The sequence below is a fragment of the Neisseria sp. P0006.S004 genome (genome assembly GCF_051963015.1).
Classification (GTDB): domain Bacteria; phylum Pseudomonadota; class Gammaproteobacteria; order Burkholderiales; family Neisseriaceae; genus Neisseria.
The window spans coordinates 124,017-140,626 of the sequence record NZ_JBQCUS010000001.1; the positions used below are offsets into that span (position 1 = coordinate 124,017).

The window sequence follows — 16,610 nt, forward strand, 5'->3', positions numbered from 1 at the left end:
TTCAGACGGCCTTTTGTTTTATTCCGGATCATCCGTAAATGCATTATCCCGAAATATCGGTACAAATGTGAAAAGATATAGTACGAATACAGTGGCAGTCAGAATCGAAGGAATGGTGATGAAAAATATCGGGTTCACGTTCATCAAGAAAGCGCGCGAGACAGCAGCCATAAAGAGTAGGGGAACGGCAATGCGGCAGAGCTTGGGGTAGTCAAGTTTGGTAAAGCCGCTGTGCCACAGTCCGGCGGTCAGCCACACCATCATCACGCCGCCCATCATGCCGCCGAGGGTAATCAGGTGCAGGGGCGCGGAGGCAGGCAGATTTTGCAGTTTCGCCGCGCCTGTCCATAGATAGCCTGCGGCGGCAAAGAGCTGGAGCAGGTAATAAGTGCGGACGTAGTGTTTGCGCAGGAGTTCATGATGGTGAAGCTCACGCAGCTTGGCAAGCAAGATGAAGCCGACGGCAAGCGCGGTAAAACCGGCGGTTTGCGCAGGCAGCCAAAGTTCGGCGGCGGCGTGCAACAGCAGGAAAGTAATGGCGATGTTTTTATAAACGATATTTGGAATAAAAACAGGGTCTTTCAGATGGCATTCTTTAAGGGCTTCCGCGCCCAAAAGAATGCTGACGCGGACGGATACAAACATGACAGCCGCCATGTTCAGATGTACTTGCGCGCGCAGTAAGTTCAAATCGCCGCTGACGGCGTAGGCCGTCTGAAAAACGGTAAATGCAGCGAGCAGCACTAGTAGGGCAAAGTTGTCGGTGTTGCGGTCGAGCCAAATCAGCCAAGCGCAAAACAGTAGCAATACCAGCCAATAGCTGGCAACGAAAAATGAGGCAGTTTGCGGCGAAAAGGGCAGTATGGCGGATGCGGCGAGCAACAATGCCGCCATCAAAGTAGCGACAGGTTTCAGACGACCTTTATAACCCGTCCATTCGAGCATGGCGGCAGTCAGGAAGCCGCCGTATGCTGCAGGCAGCATGAGTTCTAAGAAGATTTGGCGGTGCAAAATGACGGCACCGGGGCTGATGAAAAACACCAACGCGCCGAGTATGGCAAGCACCGCCGCACCGACGAAAAACGGCCGCATGGGGTGGGTGAAAAACTTATTCATGGTTTGGCTTGATTCTGCATGAAGATGCTTTCGGATATAGATTTATTGGGAGGACAGGGTTGTATCTTGTATTGAAGAAGCAAACCTTCGGCTTGCTTGCCCTCTCCCTAACCCTCTCCCACGGGGAGAGGGAATTGGGCTGTCGAGCCTGAACATTTTCAGGTTTACCTGCCATCTAATTCCCAATCCTGCACTCTTTGATTTTCAGCAACTTGATTCCCTCTCCCCGTGGGAGAGGGTTAGGGAGAGGGCAACGAACCGCAAGGTTTGTCAGATACTCAAATGCCTGTATTATTCATATTATTGATATTATTGTTTGAATTGTATTATTTTCAATAATAATAAATAATCCTAAACCAATATAAATAACAGCCATTATCCAACGACTAAACTTCTCTACAATTTCACCAACACCTGAAATATTAGCCAATCTTTGTGCTGTATATACTAAAACAAAAATCAATATTAAAAATACAAGAAGAGTAACTAATAAGTCAACAAGATCTAAAGTCACAAAGTAAGGAACAAAAAGTCCAATATTATCTGCACCACAACTAGCAACTGTAACCAAAGCAACAATACCGACTAATTTTGACAACCCTTTTTCATCCAATTCTTTTTTAGCTCTTTTTTCGCCCTCACAATCGTCGTAAATAGCAACTTTAATACCTAAGTAAATAGGTATTAAACCTAATAAACCCAACACCCATTTTTCCGGAACATAATTCAAAACAAAAGCTAGAAATAAACTAACTAATATTAAAATTGCAGAACCTAAATATTGTCCGATATAAATATCTCGATATTCTTTTCTAGTATTTGCTCTAGCAAAAAATATTAATAGTATTACCAACAAATCTACTGCTGTAGCAATATATAAAACAGCAGCAGTAATCACAGTCGAAAACATAAAGCACCTCATAATGAATCCTCTGCCCCCTTGGCACCACGGCTTTTTCAAAAACCGAATCGCGTTCGGATAACAGATTCGTATCTTTCGCTAAAGAGGCAAGCCTGCGGCTTGCTTACCCTCTCCCTAGCCCTCTCCCACGGGGAGAGGGAATTGGGCTGTCGAGCCTGAACATTTTCGGGTTTACCTGCCAACTGATTCCCAACCCTACGCGCCCTCTGATTTTCAGAAACCTGATCCCCTCTCCCCGTGGGAGAGGGTTAGGGAGAGGGCAACGAACCGCAAGGTTTGTCAGATACTCAAATGCCCGTATCACTCATAATAATGAATCCCTTGAAACTCCCTTGCCACCACGACCTCTTCAAAAGCCGAATCGCGTTCGGACAGCGGCGTGGGCAGGGTTATCACGTTTTGCACGTTCATGCCCTTAGTGGAAAGCAGCATGATTTCATGGCTCAGGCGCGCGGCTTCGAAGCGGTCGTGCGTTACCAGCATACACGCCATGCCCTGCCGCTCGATTTTTTCCACCAGCATGGCAACCAAAATATCGCGCAAATCGCGGTCCAAACCGACAAACGGCTCGTCCAGCAAGGCAAGGTCGCAGCCGCACAGCAGCAGGCGCAAAAACGCCACCCGTTTCGCCATGCCGCCGGACAATTCGGTCGGATATTTGTTCAAATCACCCGCAGTCAACCCAACTTTCGCCGCCAGCGCGATGATTTTGCCTTCATCGGGTTTGTCCATAAAAATCGCGATATTCTGCATCGCGGTCAGGTTTTCCGGCAAGCGGTTTTCCTGAAACAGAAAACCCGTTTTGCGGAAAGTATTGCGTATTGTGCCCGATTTTGGCGTTTCCAAGCCCGCAATCAACCGCAAAACCGTCGTCTTGCCGCAGCCGCTCGGCCCGAACAAGGCCTTCACTTCGCCATGTTGCAAGTTCAAACTGAAATCGCGTACGATGGGGTCGCGGAGAATTTCAAAACGCACGTTTTCAAGACAGAGCATCATCTCCTCCACGGCATAAACAAAATTTCCAAAGGCTTGGTAATCAGGTATTCAAACAGCGACACAAACACGATAACCAACACCACATAAGCCATCACCGTCGAAGTCTCCAGCATCGCCCTTGCGTCTGCAATCCGCGCGCCCACGCCTTCGCTCGCGCCCAAGAGTTCCGCCATAATCACCACCTTCACCCCCATCGCCACCGCCACGCCGACACTGGAAATCACATAGCCCGTCAGATGCGGGATATACAGATAACGGATTTTTTTCAGACGGCCTAATTTATAAGCGTCAAACAATTCCTCATGCTGCTTGTTCACACTCGCCATCCCGACCGCCGCACTCGCAAACGTCAGCGGCGCAACCAATACAATGATGGTAAACAATACGCTCGGATTGCCGAAACCGAACCAAAACAACGCCATTACCACCCAAATAATCGGCGGCATCGCCAACAAAATTGTAATCACAGGCTTGAGCAACGCCATCGCCGTCTTAAAACTGCCCGCCACCAGCCCCGCTGTCAATCCAGCTACCAGCGCAACCGAAATACCCACCACCGATCGCCACAGCGAAATCCCGATTTCGTTTTCCTGAAAATGTTGCAATAAATCCAAAGACTTTTGAAACACCTCTACCGGCGCAGGCAGCATAAATTCGCCGAACACGGCACTGCCCCACGCCCACAACGCCACCACCACCATCGCCACGCTCAAACCGGCAAAGCCGCTCCAAAGGTAGTCGATGATGTAAAACAGCGCAGGCTGCGGTTTGCGGATTTTGTCGGTTTTAATCATGGTTTGAGTGTTGGTTTGTCGTTATGTTTTGGAAAGGAAAGGCCGTTATGTTTTGGCAAGGATAGGCCGTCTGAAAAAAAGTAGGTCGGATACTCGTATCCGACAGCCCCCGTTTAGCCGAAATGTCGGATTCAAGAATCCGACCTACGCTGCTGGGAATTGATTTAACCTACGCAGCGGATAATGCTCTGAGGTCGTCTGAAAATAGAAGATTGAATACTTGCAATTATTCTACACTTTCAGACGGCCTTTCTCCCATTTTAAGCCAAGAAGAACCCATTATCCGGCAGTTTACCGCCTAGAAGTTTCGGGTTGAACTGCATCAGGATTTCGTAAAACTTCAAAATCTCGTTCTTCACTTCGCTGCCTTTGGTTACCGTCAGCCGCGCGCCGTCCAAGCCCATGACTAGGGCGGGTTCGGGGGCCGGGAGGTAGTTTTTGCCGATTTTCGCCGCGCTTTGGCGGTTGGCAAGTATCCAGTTGAGCGCGTTTTTCAAATCCTGATGGAAGAGGTCAAATTGCGCTTTGTGCGCGTGGAAATATTCTTCGTTGGCGATGATGCCCGCCATCGGAATCAGCGGTTTGGTGTCAAACGCCTGCCCCCATGCTTTTACTAAGTCAAAACCGCGCACAACGTTTATGCCCATGGTTTTGCCTTTAAGTAGGCTGGCGGTTGCCATCGGCTCGGGCAGGATGGCGGCGTGGTAGTCTTTGCTTAAAAACAGTCCGACTGCTTCGGGCGGAGTGGCGGTGTAAGTGATGCCGACTTTGTGCGCGTCGATTTTCAGTTTTTTCAACAAGGCTTGCAACACGATGTCGGGCATGTCGTTTTTAAACGGCACGAGGATTTTTTTGCCGACCAAATCCTGCGGCGAGGCAATCGCGCTGCCTTTGCACATCAGCTGCGTGATGCCGTTGGTCAAAATATTGACCATGCCGACTTTCTGCCCTTGGTTGTGCAGGTTTACGCCGACATTGCTCGGACTCATCATCACTTTAAATTGCCCGCTCGCCACGCCCGCGCGCAGTTGGTCGGGCGAACGCCAAATTTTCAGCGACACATCAGCCTGTTTCGCCAGCTTGCCTTGCAACGCCGCTACGGCAATGGTTACGCTGGGCATCGCCGGCGCGCCGTATACGGTAAACTGCTCTTTCCCCGCCGCCAGCAGCGAAGGCGAAACGCTTGCTGCTGCCAGCGCGGCAGTCATTTTTAAGAAATCGCGTCTTTTCATATCCATTTTTATCTCCTAATTCTTAATAAGCCAATGCAGGCATTCTTTCAGACGGCCTGATTTTAAAACGCCGCATGCAAACTCAACCAATATGTCCTGCCCGGTGCATACACTACGCTGGGGGATAGGGCAAGGACGTGGTCGCCGCTGATGTATTCGGCGTATTTTTTGTTGAACACATTGTTCACGCCTAAGCGTAAGCCGTATTTGTCTTTGATGTTTACGCCTGCGTAAAGGTCGGCAACGGTAAAGCCTTTGGCGGCTTCGCGTTTGTCTATGCCCAGGCCGCTTGCCGCATCAAAATCGCCACGCGTTTGTTTGGCGACAAAGCGTGTTGCGGCACCGATGTTGTAGCTGCCGTGGGCAAAGTAGTTTTTGTAGTCGGCTTGGACGGCGGCTTCAAACGGACGGATTTGATAGAGCGGCCTGCCGTCGGTTTCGTTGTGCCCATAGTTGTAGGCGGCTTTGATGCCTGCCGCCCAATGCGGATTGAAGTTGTAACGCGCGTAGGCCTGCGCGGTAAACAATCGTGCGTCCACGTTGCGTGTGATGATGCCGCCGCCTTTGGAAGCCGTGCCGCTTTGTCCGTGGGCGCGGTCAAAAATAATCAGGTCTTTGACTTTGTCCGCCACAAGTGTGCCGCCCACGTTCCAGCCAGCTCCTGCGAGCGAGTTCATATAGCCGTTGTAGTAGTCGTTGCGGCTGTCGGCGGTGAGTTTGATGCGGTTGTGTTTTTCGGTTTTCAGCAGGGGATTGCCTGCGATGGCAGCGGTTGGGTTTGGGTTCATCAGCGCGCCGTTCATGCGGTTTTGCACGATGGCGGCAAGCGAGTTGAAGCGTTCGGTGTTGTCGCCGATGCGTTCTAAGTGAGCAAGGGAAACGCTGTATTTTTGCGTTTCAGACGGCGTGAAATCGTATTTGAGTTCGCCTGAGAAGGCATGACGGCGCACTTTGCCGTTGAAGTCGTAGCCGTAATGGGTTTTCCAGATTTGTTGCGATGAGGCGAAGGCAAGGTTGCGGTTCATCGGATGGGCGGGCTGCGCCGTATTTTTGCGAACGTCCGCTTCGTTGATTTCGTAGCTTAAGCCCAAGCCCAGTTTGTGTTGGTCGTCAAACTTGTAAGACAGGGTATCGGCGATGCGCCAGCGGTCGAGGTGTACATCGGCGAAACGGTAGCCGTTGAGGAAATCGCGCATGACGGTGTGGGCGTTGCGCTCGCCGTTTTGGCTGTCGTTGCGGTAGCTGACGGCAGCGGTGTTGTGGAATTTGCCGAAATCCGCATCGTGTTTGAGCGAGAAGTCGTACACTTTGCGGTCAAGCTCTACGAACACTTGCTGCGGCGTGTTGTTTAGGCGCAGGGAGTAATTGTCAGCATGGCGTTTGAGTTTGATGACACCTGCTTCTGCGCTGACCGTATTGCTCAAATCGGCATTACCCCAACGCGCGTTGAGTTTGGCGATGTGGCGTTCGGTATCTAATGCGTCGTTGACGAACTGCGGTTGGCGGTCGTTGTTGATGTCGTCGTGTAGGTAGGTGAGGCGGTATTCCTGATTTTCAGACGGCACAAAACCGAGTACCAAGGCTTGATTGAAACGGCTGTATTTCCAATCGGTTTGATTGCTGTCGCCGTCTTTGTAGCCGTTGGCCTTGGTGTGATTGAGGTTGGCCACGCCGTACACTTTTGCCCCGCGCGCTTGCGCGGTAACGGAATTGTAAAAACTTTTGCCGTAAAAGCCGCTGTTTGCTTTCAGCGGACGGAAGGCTTGGTCTATGTTTTCGGTAACAAAGTAGTGATCGTTGCGGTCGGTGCGGTCGAATTGGTTTTCGGGGAAATAGCCTTGTGCGGCGGTCGGTGCAATCGGTTTGGGAGGGGAGAAGGTTTTGACAGGCTGGATTTCATCGGGGTCTGCCAAGGTTTCGGCAAAGCCGTTTGCGGCGGCAAAACCGCTCATTAACAGGTAAACCAAATGTTTTCGTTTCATCTTCATCTCCTGATAATCATTTTTATTCATTATGCTCTTGGAGAGAAACAAAGTAAAGAAACGATAAGGTATTTATTGTCGATAAACACCTAGCGCAAAATACAAATCGGCAAGGAGGAAAATTTTTAGAAGAGGGGAGCGGCGGCGCAGGTTGTATTTGCTCCGAAATCGGGTTTTATCTTCTATTAATATTTCAGGTTGATAAAGCAAAAGGCCGTCTGAAAACCTCTCTCTTTTCAGACGGTCTTTTGCTGGGTATAATAAATTTACGAATCATTATTATTTCTGTTTAAATATAGGAGAAACGCATGAGTACCCGTACCGAACACGACACCATGGGCAATGTCGAAGTCCCGTCCGAAGCCTATTGGGGCGCGCAAACCCAGCGCAGCCGCAACAATTTCAAAATCGGCGGCGAAACCCTGCCGCAGCCGCTGATTTATGCTTTGGCGTTGGTGAAAAAAGCCGCAGCCGCCACCAATGTTGCCCTCGGCAGGATTAAGCCTGAACAGGCGGATTTGATTACTCAGGCGGCGGACGATGTGTTGAACGGCAAGCTCGACGGGCAGTTCCCCTTAGTGGTCTGGCAGACCGGCTCCGGCACGCAATCCAATATGAACATGAACGAAGTGCTGGCGAACCGCGCCAACGAAATCGCCGGTACGGGTTTGGCGGCGTATCAGCCCGTCCATCCCAACGACCATGTGAACCACGCGCAATCGACCAATGATGCGTTTCCGACCGCCATCCACGTCGCCGCCGCGATTGAAATCAACCGCCACCTTATTCCGGCGGTAAAAGCCCTGCGCGACACATTGGACAAAAAAGCCAAAGAATTTGCTCCCATCGTCAAAATTGGCCGCACCCATTTGCAGGATGCGACGCCGTTGACTTTGGGACAAGAGTTTTCCGGCTACGTTTCCCAGCTCGATCACGGTTTAGGCCGTCTGAACGATGCACTTAAAGACTTGTATGAACTTGCCTTGGGCGGCACGGCAGTCGGCACGGGTTTAAACAGCCATCCCGAATACGCCGAAAAAGCTGCTGCCAAACTTGCCGAATTGTCCGGTCTGCCGTTTGTCAGCGCGCCGAACAAATTTGAAGCCTTGGGTGGACGCGATGCCGCCGTTGCCGCTTCGGGCGCATTAAAAACGCTGGCGGCAAGCCTGAACAAAATCGCCAACGACATCCGCTGGCTGGCAAGCGGCCCGCGCTGCGGTTTGGGCGAAATCAAAATCCCCGAAAACGAGCCGGGTTCGTCCATCATGCCGGGCAAAGTCAACCCGACCCAATGCGAAGCGATGACCATGGTGTGCTGCCAAGTGTTCGGCAACGACGTTACCATCGGCATGGCGGGCGCGTCGGGCAATTTCGAGCTGAACGTCTATATGCCCGTTATCGCTTACAATCTCTTGCAATCCATCCGCCTCTTGGGCGATGCGTGCAACAGCTTCAACGAAAACTGCGCCGTCGGCATCGAACCCGTACCGGAAAAAATCGACTATTTCCTGCACCATTCCCTGATGTTGGTTACTGCGTTAAACCGTAAAATCGGCTACGAAAACGCCGCCAAAGTCGCCAAAACCGCCTATAAAAACGATAAATCGTTGCGCGAAACCGCCATTGAACTGGGCTTGTTGACAGGCGAAGAGTTTGATGAATTGGTTGTTCCTGCCGATATGGTTCATCCGCGTTAAGCTTTAATAATGAAACATGCCGTCTGAAAATGTGTTCAGACAGCATGTTTTTATGCTGCGCTTGTCTTTTCTTCGAATAGGGCAAAAATCATTGGCAGCAGATGGATGCCCATTAGAAATATTATTGAGCTCAAAAATGTACGCCGGGCATAATGCCACGCTTCCGTTCTGTCTGCTTGGGGGAGGAGCGATGCAGTATAGCGGTTGTGTAGGGTTTTTGCGGTGTCATTGTTTTCCAAATAATCCAACGAAAGTACCAATAATTTGCCCGTGTCTTTGTGTTGTAAGAATTTGGCATGTTCAACCCAGATGCCCGGCTTGGCGTGTTCGCATAAAGATTCAATGCCGACGCAAGAGGCTAAGCTGTTTTGGTTGTTTTGCAAAATCGACAGCTCGTTTTTTTCAGCCTGCATGGTGGCGGCGGAGGTTTGATGAAGGTATGCGCTCATACCGTTGCTCTCTATTGCTTGAAAATCATGGAGCTGGCTGAATCCGCCATTTTCCCAGGCAACGAATACGGCATAGCATCCGCAGCATAGGCAGATCATGATCAATTTTAAGACAATGTTTTTCATCCTTACTCCTTTTTTTGTTTGAAGACGGCGGCAAAGTCAGGAGGCGTGTTTTCTCGTTTGAAGGTAAGTTTAGGTTTTATCTGTTTTTATTGTGAGGTTGAGTGTAACACGGGCAATCAAAAGGCCGTCTGAAAATTTTCAGACGGCCTTTTATTATGTGTTTAGATGGGTTTAAGCCAACAATTCACGCCAGCGTTTCACTTGGAAACGGACTTGTTCAGGCGCGGTGCCGCCCAAGTGGTTGCGCGCGTTTAAGCTGCCTTCGGGTGTCAGCACAGTGTACACATCTTCGGCAATCAAACCGCTGAAACCTTGCAGGACTTCGAGTGGCAATTCGCTCAAATCAACGCCAGCTTCATCAGCATGGCGCACGGCTTGGGCAACGACTTCGTGGCTGTCGCGGAAAGGCATGCCCTTTTTCACCAAGTAATCCGCCAAATCGGTGGCAGTAGCGAAGCCCTGCATCACGGCGGCGCGCATATTGTCGGGTTTGACGGTTACGCCGCGCATCATGTCGGCGTAAATGCGCAGGGTGTCGATAAGCGTGTCGGCAGTGTCAAACAGTGGCTCTTTGTCTTCCTGATTGTCTTTGTTGTATGCCAAAGGTTGCGATTTCATCAGGGTAACCAGGCCGATAAGGTGGCCAATCACGCGACCGGATTTACCGCGCACGAGTTCGGGCACGTCGGGGTTTTTCTTTTGCGGCATGATAGACGAGCCGGTGCAGAAACGGTCGGCAATGTCGATAAAGCCGAAACGCGGGCTCATCCACAAAATCAATTCTTCAGACAGGCGGCTCAGGTGAACCATAATCAGCGAGGCGGCGGCGGTGAACTCAATGGCAAAATCGCGGTCAGACACGGCATCGAGCGAGTTTTGGCAGATTTGCTCAAAACCCAGCAATTCAGCGGTGATTTCGCGCTGAATCGGGTAGGTGGTACCGGCCAGTGCGGCGGCGCCGAGTGGCATACGGTTGACGCGTTTGCGGCAGTCGGCCATGCGCTCAAAATCGCGGCCGAGCATTTCAACGTAGGCGAGCATGTGATGCCCGAAGCTGACCGGCTGGGCGACTTGCAGATGGGTAAAGCCGGGCATGACCGTTTCGGCATTTTGCTCCGCCAAATCAACCAAGGCCGTCTGAAGGTTTTGAATCAGGCTTTGGATAACGGTAATTTGATCGCGCAGCCACAGGCGGATGTCGGTAGCGACTTGGTCGTTGCGGCTGCGGCCGGTGTGCAGGCGTTTGCCGGCGTCGCCGATTTTGTCGGTGAGGCGGCGTTCGATGTTCATGTGGACATCTTCCAAATCCAGCGACCAGGAAATAGTTCCTTCCTTGATTTCTGCTATAATCTCGGCCATGCCCTGACGGATGGCGGAGAGGTCGTCTTCGCTCAAAACGCCCGACTGTGTCAGCATTTGCGCGTGTGCCAGCGAGCCTTGGATGTCCCATTCTGCCAGCCGTTTGTCAAAATCAATCGAGCCGGTATATTTTTTGACCAGCTCGGAAACAGGTTCGTTAAAACGGCCTGACCAGGTTTTGTCCTTGCTCATATCAGCATCCTTAAAATATAAATAAAAAAACAGGGTCTACGTCTTCAATATAGCAGACCCGTCTATACATTATGAAAGAAAACGGTTGAAATCATGTCTATTATACGTCAAATAAACCAGAATTTCGCAGTGCCGGATTTGCGCAATTCCGCAACTTTGGTGCGCCTGCTTATTGTTTTATTAATCAGTTTGTTTATCTTTCCGTTGATGACGGTATCGGGCGTGCCTTATCCGGAACAGATTTTCCAACATTTTTCATGGGCTTGCCCCGTCATCCTCTTAATTTTACTTAAGGTCTATTTTTTACAGGCATTTGCGCCGTCCCTGCTTCGCTCGCAGTACAGCGTCGTGATTTCCTACGTCTCCAACCTGCTGATTTTTTTGTTTGTCGATGTAGTGATTTTGAAGACAGAGATGTGGCAGCTGATTCAACACTTCTTTTTGCTGACCTTTTTTTGTTTCAGTTTCATGTACATCGAAGCCGCCCGCCGCAACAGCCTTGCGCCTTCCATTTCCGAAGCCAGGCTGAGCGCGTTGACGGCGCGTATCCGTCCGCATTTCTTGTTTAACAGCCTGAATGCCGCCATCAGCTTAATTCGTCTGCGTCCGTATGATGCGGAAACTTTGCTGGAAAATCTGGCCAACCTGTTCCGCGCACAGTTGCGCGACGGCAGTCAAAACAGTACCTTGGGGCAGGAAATCGAATGGGCGCAGGAATATATTGCCATCGAGCAAATCCGCATGGGGCATATGCGCGTACAGGTTATGTGGCAACACCATGCGCCCGACGATGCGGAAACGCCGCATCTGCTGCTGCAGCCGCTTTTGGAAAATGCCGTCTTTCATGGTGTCGAATCCACCCACCGTCCAGGGATAATTACGGTATTAACAAAATTGGAAAAATCCTCTATTTTCATCAGTATCGAGAATCCGTGCGGAACGGAACCTAATGAAAATACCAAGCCGCATAAAGGCAATTCTATGGCCTTACGCAACCTGAAAGAGCGCCTGACTTTGATGTATGACACCGATGCGAAAATCAGAAGCCTCCAATCAGACGGCCTGTTCCGCGTTGAAATCATCTTGCCGTACCGTAAAAAATCAGCCGAAGTTTCCCGTCTGTTTGGCTAAAACATACAAGAGAGGGCGGCGTTAGATAGATTAAACTATTAATACATTAAATAAAATAGTTTAAATTTATTACATTCAGTAACATAACTGTTCCCATTTTTTGAAAACTGGTCTATGATGCTTAAAAGGATTGTTTACAATCTTTAATTGCAAATCATTTGCAACTGCCCAGAAGAAAAAACAGAAAAAGGAACAAAGAGATGTTAGAAGCCTATCGTAAAGCCGCCGCCGAGCGCGCTGCCCTTGGTATTCCCGCCCTTCCTCTGACTGCTCAGCAAACCGCTGATTTGGTTGAGCTGCTGAAAAATCCGCCTGCCGGTGAAGGTGAATTCTTGGTTGAGCTGTTGGCTCACCGTGTACCGCCCGGTGTGGACGATGCCGCCAAAGTTAAGGCCTCATTTTTGGCTGCCGTTGCCGAAGGCAGCGCATCCAGCCCGTTGATTTCCCCTGAGTATGCTACCGAGCTGTTGGGTACCATGCTTGGAGGTTACAACATTCATGCACTCATCGAACTCTTGGACAACGACAAACTTGCGCCTATCGCTGCAAATGGTCTGAAACACACTCTGTTGATGTTTGACTCTTTCCACGATGTTCAAGAAAAAGCCGAAAAAGGCAATAAATACGCGCAAGAAGTATTGCAATCTTGGGCTGATGCCGAATGGTTCACTTCTCGTGCCAAAGTTCCAGAAAAAATCACTGTTACCGTCTTCAAAGTCGACGGTGAAACCAATACAGACGACCTCTCTCCTGCACCTGACGCATGGAGCCGTCCTGATATCCCTCTGCACGCGCTGGCGATGTTGAAAAACCCGCGCGACGGCATCAATCCTGACAAACCGGGCGAAGTCGGTCCGATTAAATTGTTGGAAGAACTCAAAGCCAAAGGCCATCCGGTTGCTTACGTTGGCGACGTGGTCGGTACCGGTTCTTCACGTAAATCCGCGACCAACTCCGTCATTTGGCATACAGGCGAAGATATTCCGTTCGTACCGAACAAACGTTTTGGCGGCGTATGCTTGGGTGGCAAAATTGCGCCTATTTTCTTCAATACTCAAGAAGACTCCGGCGCATTGCCGATTGAAGTCGATGTATCTGCTCTGAAAATGGGCGATGTCGTCGATATCCTGCCTTACGAAGGCAAAATCGTGAAAAACGGTGAAACTGTTGCCGAGTTCAGCCTGAAATCTCAAGTATTGCTGGACGAAGTGCAAGCCGGTGGTCGTATTAACCTGATTATCGGTCGCGGTCTGACTGCCAAAGCGCGCGAAGCACTGAAATTGCCTGCTTCTACCGAGTTCCGTCTGCCTCAAGCGCCAGCTGAAAGCAAAGCCGGTTTCACATTGGCTCAAAAAATGGTTGGTCGCGCCTGCGGTTTGCCGGAAGGCAAAGGCGTGCGTCCGGGTACTTACTGCGAACCACGCATGACTACTGTCGGCTCGCAAGATACTACCGGTCCGATGACTCGCGACGAATTGAAAGACCTGGCTTGCTTGGGCTTCTCAGCAGATATGGTGATGCAGTCTTTCTGTCACACCGCTGCTTATCCGAAACCTGTCGATGTCAGAACCCATAAAGAATTGCCTGCCTTCATCTCTACCCGTGGCGGTGTATCTCTGCGTCCGGGCGACGGCGTGATTCACTCATGGCTCAACCGTCTGCTGTTGCCTGATACAGTCGGTACCGGCGGCGATAGCCACACCCGTTTCCCTATCGGTATTTCTTTCCCTGCCGGTTCGGGCTTGGTTGCTTTCGCAGCAGCTACCGGCGTAATGCCGCTCGATATGCCTGAGTCCGTATTGGTACGCTTCAGCGGCAAACTGCAACCGGGCGTAACCCTGCGCGATTTGGTGAACGCCATTCCGTTGTACGCGATTAAACAAGGTTTGCTGACCGTTGCCAAAGCCGGTAAGAAAAACATCTTCTCAGGCCGCATCCTCGAAATCGAAGGCCTGCCTGATTTGAAAGTGGAACAAGCCTTTGAATTGACTGACGCGTCTGCCGAACGCTCCGCTGCAGGCTGTACTGTGAAGCTCAATAAAGAGCCGATTATCGAGTACATGAAATCCAACATTGTGTTGATGAAAAACATGATTGCCAACGGCTATCAAGATCCTCGCACTTTGGAACGCCGTATCAAAGCCATGGAAGCATGGTTGGCAAATCCTGAATTGCTCGAAGCGGATAAAGATGCCGAATACGCCGCCGTGATTGAAATCAACATGGACGACATTAAAGAGCCGATTATTGCTTGCCCGAATGACCCTGACGATGTGTGCTTCATGTCTGAACGCTCCGGCACCAAAATTGATGAAGTGTTCATCGGTTCTTGTATGACCAACATCGGCCACTTCCGCGCCGCTTCCAAACTCTTGGAAGGTAAAACCGACATCCCTGTACGTCTGTGGATGGCGCCTCCGACCAAAATGGATGCGAAAGAGTTGTCTGACGAAGGTCACTACGGTGTACTCGGCCGTGCAGGCGCGCGTATGGAAATGCCGGGTTGCTCATTGTGTATGGGTAACCAAGCACAAGTACACGAAGGCGCGACTGTAATGTCCACTTCTACCCGTAACTTCCCGAACCGCTTGGGTAAAAACACCTTTGTTTACCTCGGCTCGGCTGAGTTGGCGGCAATCTGCTCCAAACTGGGTAAAATCCCGACTGTTGAAGAATACCAAGCCAATATCGGTATCATCAACGAGCAGGGTGACCAAATCTACCGCTACATGAACTTCAACGAAATCGACAGCTACAACGAAGTAGCCGAGAAAGTGAATGTTTAATATAGCAAGGTAAACCGATTTTCAGACGGCCTTAAATAATAAAGGCCGTCTGAAACGGAAAAATAAAGGACGTGTTCATCACGTCCTTTTTATTTTTAGTTTAATAAAAGGCCGTCTGAAAGATAAGTTTCAGACAGCCTTTGCTTAGGATAAATAATCAGAAAACCGAGTAAGCAGCGTTGTTTACTTTACTCCAAAACCAGGTTGGAGCAGGGCGCAAGACTGACGCTCGTGACGGCTGCGGCGTGTTCTGCCGGCAATTTTACCGCAGACAATACCCGGATCGTTTTTCTCTTCTACTTTTTTCGAGTTTTTGTCTGATTTATTCGCGTATTCGTTGCGTTTGTTTCTATCATCACGGCGAGAGCGGCTGTCGTTATGTTGAACCGGTTGCGCTTCGGCTTCATCTTGATTGTCGTTGCCCCACCAATGCGGCTCGAAGCCTTCGATGCGTTCCACATTCAAATCGCTGCCGGTCAGCTCTTTAATGGATTCAAACATTTTCTGTTCGGTTTTATCCATTAAAGAAATGGCAACGCCGTCGGCACCGGCTCGGCCGGTACGTCCGATGCGGTGGACGTAGTCTTCGGGTTGGGTTGGTAGCTCGTAGTTGATGACGAAAGGCAACTCGGCAATATCCAGACCGCGCGCGGCAACGTCAGTGGCAACCAAAACGCGTAATGTGCCTTCTTTAAAGGCGTTGAGGGTTTCCAATCGGCTTTGTTGGGATTTGTCGCCGTGGATGGATTGCGCGGCGATGTTGCGGCGGACGAGGTCGCGGGTAACTTGATCGACGCTTTGTTTGGTTTTGCAGAATACAATGACTTGATTCATATGCAAATCAACAATCAGACGTTCGAGCAGGTTGCGTTTTTTGAGTGCATCAACGGCAATGATGTGTTGCTCGACATTGGCGTTGGTGGTGTTTTGCGCAGCCACTTCAACCATTTCAGGCGTGTGCATAAAATCTTGCGCGAGCTTGCGGATAGGTGGTGAGAAAGTGGCTGAGAAAAGCAGGGTTTGCCGCTGTTTGGGCAGCATCTGCATGATTTTGCGGATATCGTCGATGAAACCCATATCAAGCATACGGTCGGCTTCATCGAGTACAACGATTTCAACTTTGTTTAAATTGATGTTTTTTTGTTTGACGTGGTCGAGCAGTCGGCCAACCGTGGCAACAACGATTTCACAACCGGCGCGCAAGTCGGCAGTTTGTTTGTCCATATTGATGCCGCCGAAGAGGACGGTATGGCGCAAAGGAAGATTTTTAATGTATGCCTGTACGTTTTGATCGATTTGATCGGCCAGTTCGCGGGTCGGGGTCAATACCAGCATGCGGACGGGGTGCATGGCCGGGGAAGTGCTGGATGTAGCGTAGCGTTTCAGGCGTTCGAGGCTGGGCAGCATAAAGGCGGCGGTTTTACCTGTGCCTGTTTGTGCTGCGGCCAAAAGATCGTGTCCTGCCAAGGCTTTAGGAATTGCTGCGGCTTGGATAGGCGTCGGGTTTTCATACCCTTGATCGGTCAGGGCAGAGACCAATTCGCTGCCTAAACCGAGTGAAGAGAAAGGATTCATGATGGTGGCTTTCTGTTCAGACGGCCTTTTGAATGATAGGCCGTCTGAAAAATCTGATTCTGAAATGGACAAACCGCAGTATGATGTTGATTCTGCGGTTTGAAAAAATGGGGAGCGGAATAATCCGTCAAGTAGTTCATTATGCCATAAAAAGAGGGACTCCCCAAATGATGGTTGCGGCTAGAATTGACCAAGTTTTGATATTTTTACAGTTCAAAAACAGAAAAAATGGCTGGCCTGCAAGGTTTTGAGT

Annotated in this window: 12 protein-coding genes; 3 read left to right on the forward strand and 9 right to left on the reverse strand. The window is 50.2% G+C overall.

Translation table 11 applies throughout. The annotated features are described in order from the left end of the window. Positions 1-18: 18 nt before the first annotated feature. The 6 genes from ACTHR2_RS00590 to ACTHR2_RS00615 form a co-directional block, all read right to left on the reverse strand. Positions 19-1,116, reverse strand: coding sequence for an NnrS family protein (locus ACTHR2_RS00590; protein WP_440375233.1), 1,098 nt, complete (start codon positions 1,114-1,116; stop codon positions 19-21). Positions 1,117-1,411: 295 nt separating this feature from the next. Further along, positions 1,412-2,026, reverse strand: coding sequence for a CadD family cadmium resistance transporter (locus tag ACTHR2_RS00595; RefSeq protein ID WP_070814486.1), 615 nt, complete (start codon positions 2,024-2,026; stop codon positions 1,412-1,414). Positions 2,027-2,338: 312 nt separating this feature from the next. Then, the gene (locus tag ACTHR2_RS00600; RefSeq protein ID WP_440375336.1) at positions 2,339-3,031 is read right to left on the reverse strand and encodes an ATP-binding cassette domain-containing protein; all 693 of its coding nucleotides are present in this window, start codon (positions 3,029-3,031) and stop codon (positions 2,339-2,341) included. Continuing rightward, complete coding sequence (locus ACTHR2_RS00605) at positions 3,031-3,828, reverse strand: ABC transporter permease (RefSeq protein ID WP_440375234.1); 798 nt, start codon at positions 3,826-3,828, stop codon at positions 3,031-3,033. Before ACTHR2_RS00605 ends, ACTHR2_RS00600 begins: the two co-directional genes overlap by 1 nt. Positions 3,829-4,088: 260 nt before the next feature. Then, positions 4,089-5,066 carry an ABC transporter substrate-binding protein gene (locus tag ACTHR2_RS00610; protein WP_440375235.1) on the reverse strand — a complete coding sequence of 326 codons (978 nt, stop codon included), beginning with the start codon at positions 5,064-5,066 and terminating at the stop codon, positions 4,089-4,091. A 56-nt stretch (positions 5,067-5,122) separates the two neighbouring features. After that, positions 5,123-7,042, reverse strand: a complete 1,920-nt coding sequence (locus ACTHR2_RS00615; RefSeq protein WP_440375236.1) for a TonB-dependent receptor — start codon at positions 7,040-7,042, stop codon at positions 5,123-5,125. A 308-nt stretch (positions 7,043-7,350) separates the two neighbouring features. Between ACTHR2_RS00615 and fumC the strand changes: the two genes are divergently transcribed. Next, on the forward strand, positions 7,351-8,739 hold the full coding sequence (gene fumC / locus ACTHR2_RS00620; protein WP_263341083.1) for a class II fumarate hydratase: 1,389 nt from the start codon (positions 7,351-7,353) through the stop codon (positions 8,737-8,739). A gap of 50 nt (positions 8,740-8,789) precedes the next feature. Here fumC and ACTHR2_RS00625 read toward each other — a convergent pair whose 3' ends face one another. After that, positions 8,790-9,314 (reverse strand): hypothetical protein, encoded by a 525-nt coding sequence (locus ACTHR2_RS00625; RefSeq protein WP_263341084.1) that lies wholly within the window; start codon positions 9,312-9,314, stop codon positions 8,790-8,792. Positions 9,315-9,485: 171 nt separating this feature from the next. Next, positions 9,486-10,865 carry an argininosuccinate lyase gene (argH, locus tag ACTHR2_RS00630; RefSeq protein ID WP_263341086.1) on the reverse strand — a complete coding sequence of 460 codons (1,380 nt, stop codon included), beginning with the start codon at positions 10,863-10,865 and terminating at the stop codon, positions 9,486-9,488. Between the two features lie 93 nt (positions 10,866-10,958). Between argH and ACTHR2_RS00635 the strand changes: the two genes are divergently transcribed. Both ACTHR2_RS00635 and acnB read left to right on the forward strand, forming a co-directional pair. Continuing rightward, positions 10,959-11,996: a sensor histidine kinase gene (locus ACTHR2_RS00635; RefSeq protein WP_263341088.1), complete on the forward strand. Its 1,038-nt coding sequence runs from the start codon at positions 10,959-10,961 to the stop codon at positions 11,994-11,996. A 200-nt stretch (positions 11,997-12,196) separates the two neighbouring features. After that, complete coding sequence (gene acnB / locus ACTHR2_RS00640; protein ID WP_263341090.1) at positions 12,197-14,782, forward strand: bifunctional aconitate hydratase 2/2-methylisocitrate dehydratase; 2,586 nt, start codon at positions 12,197-12,199, stop codon at positions 14,780-14,782. Between the two features lie 183 nt (positions 14,783-14,965). Here the strand turns inward: acnB and ACTHR2_RS00645 are convergent, their stop codons facing one another. Continuing rightward, entirely contained in the window at positions 14,966-16,429 is a 1,464-nt protein-coding gene (locus ACTHR2_RS00645) for a DEAD/DEAH box helicase (protein ID WP_440375237.1), read from the reverse strand. Positions 16,430-16,610: the final 181 nt, after the last annotated feature.

Bases quoted from the DNA above. Each gene is read 5' to 3' on its own strand.
- ACTHR2_RS00590 (WP_440375233.1), bottom strand. From the start codon at position 1,116: ATGAATAAGTTTTTCACCCACCCCATGCGGCCGTTTTTCGTCGGTGCG.
- ACTHR2_RS00595 (WP_070814486.1), bottom strand. From the start codon at position 2,026: ATGTTTTCGACTGTGATTACTGCTGCTGTTTTATATATTGCTACAGCA.
- ACTHR2_RS00600 (WP_440375336.1), bottom strand. From the start codon at position 3,031: ATGCTCTGTCTTGAAAACGTGCGTTTTGAAATTCTCCGCGACCCCATC.
- ACTHR2_RS00605 (WP_440375234.1), bottom strand. From the start codon at position 3,828: ATGATTAAAACCGACAAAATCCGCAAACCGCAGCCTGCGCTGTTTTAC.
- ACTHR2_RS00610 (WP_440375235.1), bottom strand. From the start codon at position 5,066: ATGGATATGAAAAGACGCGATTTCTTAAAAATGACTGCCGCGCTGGCA.
- ACTHR2_RS00615 (WP_440375236.1), bottom strand. From the start codon at position 7,042: ATGAAACGAAAACATTTGGTTTACCTGTTAATGAGCGGTTTTGCCGCC.
- fumC (WP_263341083.1), top strand. From the start codon at position 7,351: ATGAGTACCCGTACCGAACACGACACCATGGGCAATGTCGAAGTCCCG.
- ACTHR2_RS00625 (WP_263341084.1), bottom strand. From the start codon at position 9,314: ATGAAAAACATTGTCTTAAAATTGATCATGATCTGCCTATGCTGCGGA.
- argH (WP_263341086.1), bottom strand. From the start codon at position 10,865: ATGAGCAAGGACAAAACCTGGTCAGGCCGTTTTAACGAACCTGTTTCC.
- ACTHR2_RS00635 (WP_263341088.1), top strand. From the start codon at position 10,959: ATGTCTATTATACGTCAAATAAACCAGAATTTCGCAGTGCCGGATTTG.
- acnB (WP_263341090.1), top strand. From the start codon at position 12,197: ATGTTAGAAGCCTATCGTAAAGCCGCCGCCGAGCGCGCTGCCCTTGGT.